The organism is Mesorhizobium sp. M1E.F.Ca.ET.041.01.1.1 (assembly GCF_003997355.1).
Lineage (GTDB): Bacteria > Pseudomonadota > Alphaproteobacteria > Rhizobiales > Rhizobiaceae > Mesorhizobium.
In genome coordinates this window covers 1-5,470 of sequence record NZ_RZSL01000424.1, presented here as the reverse complement: position 1 = coordinate 5,470, position 5,470 = coordinate 1, and the positions used below count along the sequence as shown (strand labels likewise).

Below are 5,470 nucleotides of genomic sequence, written 5' to 3'. Positions count from 1 at the left end.
CCGATGACCAGCGCGGCATTGATCGTAAATCGGATGTTTACGCCACGCCGGCCGATATCGCGCGGCGTCACCCTGGGCGCCGGCTCGATCCTCAGCGGCGGCATCCTGCTGGCCTGGTGCGTCGGGACCTATGGTGGGCTGGCGGACCCGCTTTTCCTGCCTGCTCCGCATCGCGTGGTCGGCGCGTTCTGGCACTCGCTGATGGATGGATCTCTGCTCAGGAATACCTGGGCCAGCCTTCTCGTCATCAACGTGGGCTTCCTCCTGTCCTCGCTCGTGGCGGTTCCGCTCGGGATATTGATGGGCAGCTTCCGCGTCGTGGCGGCGGCGCTGGAGCCGATCGTCAACTTCACGCGATACCTGCCGGTGACCTCGATGATCCCGTTGCTGATCCTGTGGATCGGCATCGGCTTCGAGGAGAAGGTCGCCGTCATCTTCATCGGCACCTTCTTCCAGCAGATCGTAATGATCTCCGACGTCTCCGCGCGGGTGCCCGCGGAATTGTTCAACGCATCCTACACGCTGGGCGCGACAAGGTGGCAGGTCATCACCAGGATGCTGCTGCCAGCGACACTGCCCGGTGTCATGGATACGCTGCGCGTCACCATGGGATGGGCCTGGACCTACCTGGTGGTCGCCGAGCTGGTCGCGTCGAGTTCGGGCCTTGGCTACATGAGCATGCAGGCCATGCGCGGCCTGCACGCCGAGTACATCTTTGTCGGCATTTTGGTTATTGGCCTGCTCGGGCTGGCAACCGACCAGATTTTCAAATGGATCAAGATCGTATGCCTGCCCTGGGCAGAGCAGCGTTGAGGAGGTCTGCCCCATGGGTGCTCTGGACATTGAAAATGTGAGCCTGCGGTTCAGGACGCAGCGGGCCGGCGAGGTCGTCGCGCTCAGCAACCTGCACATGCGCATTCCCGACAAGCAGTTCGCGGTAATCGTCGGCCCTTCCGGATGCGGCAAGTCGAGCCTGCTCGATCTCGTGGCAGGCTTGAAGGAAGCGTCGAACGGCGAATGCAAGGTCAATGGGAGAACCGTCTCCGGCCCGGGCCGGGACCGGGGGATGGTCTTCCAGAATTATTCCCTGTTCCCCTGGCTGTCGGTCCAGAAGAACGTCGAATTCGGCCTTGCGCTCAGAAACGTGCCAATGCGGGAGCGGGCCGAACAGGCGCGCCATTTCGTCCACGCGGTCGGCTTAAAGGGCTTCGAGAACGCTTACCCGAACCATCTGTCGGGCGGCATGAAGCAGCGTGTCGCGATCGCCCGCGCCTTGGCGAACGACCCGGAAGTGCTCCTCATGGATGAGCCGTTCGGGGCGCTGGACAGCCAGACCAGGGCAGTGATGCAGGAATTGCTGATCGATATCTGGGAGCGGCACCAGAAAACCGTTCTGTTCGTGACGCACGACATCGACGAGGCGGTTTTCCTCGGCGACGTCGTCTATGTGATGTCGGCTAGGCCCGGCCGCATGGTCGACACGGTTCAGGTCGACTTGCCGCGGCCGCGCCACTACGACCTGGTGACGACGCCGGATTTCTTCGAGCTGAAGCGGCGGATTCAAAAGAACCTGCATCACGAAGTCCACAGGGCGATGGCGGCCGCCGACGCAGCCTGATCCCGCAAGGGCCAGACCGCCTCACGGTGCTCTTCTGGGCTCGCTCGGGGGCGCCACGGATTCGGCCGCAAAAAAACGAAACAGGGCTCCTTTGCCGGCAGACGGCACGGAGTCCGAAGATTCCATAGGGATAGCGCCATGGACGCCACCTTCGACTACATCATCATCGGCGCCGGGTCGGCTGGTTGCGTCTTGGCCAACCGCCTATCGGAAGACCCCTCAACGCGCGTGCTCGTTCTGGAGTATGGCGGTAGCGACAAGTCGATCTTCATCCAGATGCCGACGGCATTGTCGATCCCGATGAACGGCACGAAGTACAATTGGAAATACATGACCTTGCCGGAGCCCGGCCTCGATGGCCGGCGCGTCCATTGCCCGCGCGGAAAGGTGCTCGGCGGGTCCTCCTCGATCAATGGCCTGGTCTATATGCGCGGCCATGCGCGCGACTTCGACGAGTGGGCCGAGCGCGGCGCGCGCGGCTGGGGCTATGCCAACTGCCTGCCCTATTTCCAGCGTGCCGAAAGCTGGCAGGGTGGCGCAGACTCCTATCGCGGGGAAAGCGGCCCGCTCGCCACCAATGCCGGCAACAGAATGAAAAATCCGCTCTACCGCGCCTTCGTCGATGCCGGGCATGAGGCCGGCTATGTCACGACCGAAGATCCGAACGGCTATCTTCAGGAAGGTTTCGGCCCGATGCACATGACCGTCAAGGACGGCGTCCGCTGGTCGACGGCCAATGCCTACCTCAAGCCGGCCATGAGCCGGCCGAACCTGACCGTCATCACCCATGCGATGACGTTGCGCGTGCTTCTGGAAGGCAGACGCGCTGTGGGCGTCGAATACGAGCGGGGCGGCCAGTGCCATGTCGTGAAGGCGGCGCGGGAGGTGCTGATCGCGTCGGGGCCGATCGGTGCTCCGCATCTGTTGCAGCGGTCCGGCATCGGACCGGCAACGGTGCTACGCGATGCCGGCGTCGAAGTCCTGCACGACTTGCCTGGCGTCGGCGAGAACCTGCAGGACCATTCCGAGGTTTATATCCAATATGCCTGCAAGGAGCCGATCACGCTCAACGGCAAGATGGGATTGTTCAGCAAGGCGCTGATCGGAGCAGAGTGGTTCCTGTTCAAGCGAGGGCTCTCGGTCTCCAATCATTTCGAGAGCGGTGGTTTCATCCGCTCCGACGCTTCGCTCGAGTGGCCGGACATCCAATTCCATTTCCTGCCGGCGGCGATGCGCTATGACGGCAAGAAACCGCTCAAAGGCCACGGCTTCATGGTGCTGACCGGTCCGAACAAGCCGAAGAGCCGCGGCTATGTGCGGCTGCGTTCGCCGGACGCTCACGAGCATCCGGACATCCTCTTCAACTATCTCGACCGCGAAGAGGATCGGGAAGGCTTCCGCCGCTGCCTGAGGCTGACGCGCGAGATCATCGCTCAGCCGGCCTTCGACCGTTTCCGCGGGAAGGAAATGGCGCCGGGTGCCGATGTCGCGAAGGACGACGAAATCGACGCCTGGGTGCGCGAGACGATGGAGAGCACCTACCACCCCTGCGGTTCGTGTCGGATGGGCGAGGACAAGATGGCGGTCGTCGACAGCAATCTGAAGGTGAGAGGGATCGACGGACTGAGGGTCATCGACAGTTCGGTCTTCCCGTCCGAACCCAATGCGAACCTCAACGCACCGACGATCATGCTGGCGGAGCGGGGTTCAGATATCGTTCGGGGCAAGCCGCTGCTTGCAGCCTCGAACGCCGCCGTGGGGATAGCGCCGGGCGTAGGGATCACCCAGCGCAGCCGCGAGCCAGTCCGAAGGATAATGCATTGATAGCTGGCCAGGGATCGTCAGAGGCCGCACCTGCCGTCGGCCTCTTTGTCAGAAAATGCCATTTCATCTGCGGGAACGGAAAATGATGGCTCGAGGTATTGGCTATTCGGTAGCCGGCCGGAATTGCGGCAACGATCCTGAGGAAGGCCAGCAGAGATCCTCGGACGCCGGCGGCCTTGGCTCCATGGTCGCCTTGTATCTGAAGAAGGCGGTTGCACGCCTGACGCGTGGCCCTGACCTGTCGGACCTGGACGAAGTTCCAGGGCGGGTCGGTTCTGAAACGGACCGTTAGAGCAGCTCACCGTTTCATCGAACGGAGACCACTCTATCTCTTCGACGCAATTCCGGACGGAAATCCTTTTCACGCCTTTCCTGGAATTGCTCCAGGCAGGCCTGCAATTCTCGTATCGACTTGATGTGATACCCGTCTGCCCTCAGAGCGCCGCCGCACAGACCATCCGCAGGCGCAGAAGTGGTATGGTCCAAACACAGTAAGTGGCCATCCGAAGCAGTCCATTTTCTTGGCAAGTTCCAAGCCCGTCTTCGTTTCGGAATGCTCCAAGATGATGTGTAAGCCAACGCGCCTTGTCGGACCTTGCTCACGTCGACCGAGGTTCTCGGCCGAAACGGAACCTGTCGGGAGCGGGGAGCCGCTCCGAGTGACCGAGGATGCTCAGCTGAATGGAGAGACCGCATCGTGAAAGGATCGCCCACAAAAGTGATCCTCGACCTGGATTGGCGCAGTCGGATCGAAAGTTTGCCGCCGGAATTCCGTGGGCGTCTCGCGGAGCGTGCGGAAACTGCGCCTCTCTTCGCTCATGCCTACGCTTTCCATCTCAATCTCAGGTTTGGCGGCATGACGCCGCTCGACCTGGCGGCATTCGCGCATGGCGAGGGTCTCCGTGGCATCAAGATCCACGTCAGCGACGGTGAACATGCCAGCCTCGAAGCGATGTCGCATGCCGAGTTGCGTGCATTCGCAGAACAGGCAAGGGAACTCGGCCTCGAAATCCACGTCGAAACCAGCACGACCGCGCCCGAAGGCCTGTCGGACGCCGTTCAGCGCGCCTTGGCGCTAAACGCCACCTCGCTCCGCTGCTATCCTCTCTACGAGGGTCGCGTCTCCGAAATTGTCGCCTGGACGATCGACGACCTGCGGAGACTCCGGCAGTTCGATCCCGCAGGCAGACTGCGCGTCACGCTTGAACAGCATGAGGATCTGACGTCGGACGAGCTCGTTCGGATCGTGCAGGAGGTAGCGAGCCCAAACCTCAGCCTTCTGTTCGACTTTGCCAACATGATCAACGCTCATGAAAGCCCGCTTGCGGCGCTCGGGCGTCAGGCCGCGCACATCACGGACGTGCATATCAAGGACTGCATGATTCAGCCGGATCGAGGTGGCTGGGCTCACCTTGCCTGCGCGACCGGCCAAGGAGAACTGCCCATCCATGCCATGCTGATCGAACTCCTGCTGCTCGGCGAGGCAAAGCCGCAGATCCTGGCCTTCGGGCTCGAGGAGGAGGAGGGCTATTTCGCCCCGGCCTTACGATGGCCGTTACAGGAAGCGGATCCGTTCATCGCCGCCCGAACGCCGAGTTTCACCGACCTCGGCCCGTCGAACCTTGCGCAGCGGCTCAGACAGGAGTCCGTGGCGGCGCACGCACAAGTCCGCACCGTCCGGTCGATCCTCGAGGACATCGCGACGGAAGCCCTGAACCATGAGGATCGCCGGAATGTCCGAACTCACTTGCCCTGAAGACTGCTTTGCTCTGGCGAACGCGATGGCCGATGCCGCTCGCGGCATAATTCGCCCGCATTTTCGCAAACGGCTGGCCATCGATTCCAAGGCGGATTCAAGCCCCGTTACGATTGCCGACCGCGAAACGGAAGCAACGATGCGGCGTATGATCGAAACCGCTTTTCCGACCCACGGCATCCGGGGGGAAGAATTCGAAGCGCATCAAGCGGATGCCGAATGGGTATGGATTCTTGATCCGATCGACGGCACGAAATCGTTCATTTCCGGTT

General features: G+C 62.0%; 5 protein-coding genes. All 5 read left to right on the top strand.

Translation table 11 applies throughout. From position 1 onward, the window contains the following. Window positions 1–813 (top strand): ABC transporter permease (locus EOA38_RS26675; RefSeq protein WP_210212990.1); only part of this gene is annotated, 813 nt, incomplete at its 5' end. Between the two features lie 13 nt (window positions 814–826). Further along, entirely contained in the window at window positions 827–1,618 is a 792-nt protein-coding gene (locus EOA38_RS26670; protein WP_127300638.1) for an ABC transporter ATP-binding protein, read from the top strand. Between the two features lie 138 nt (window positions 1,619–1,756). Beyond that, complete coding sequence (gene betA / locus EOA38_RS26665) at window positions 1,757–3,442, top strand: choline dehydrogenase (RefSeq protein ID WP_127300637.1); 1,686 nt, start codon at window positions 1,757–1,759, stop codon at window positions 3,440–3,442. Window positions 3,443–4,298: 856 nt separating this feature from the next. Further along, on the top strand, window positions 4,299–5,198 hold the full coding sequence (locus tag EOA38_RS26660) for a TIM barrel protein (RefSeq protein ID WP_127300636.1): 900 nt from the start codon (window positions 4,299–4,301) through the stop codon (window positions 5,196–5,198). After that, the coding region (locus tag EOA38_RS26655) for an inositol monophosphatase family protein (protein ID WP_281060121.1) at window positions 5,176–5,470 on the top strand (295 nt) is incomplete at its 3' end. The genes EOA38_RS26660 and EOA38_RS26655, both read left to right, overlap by 23 nt.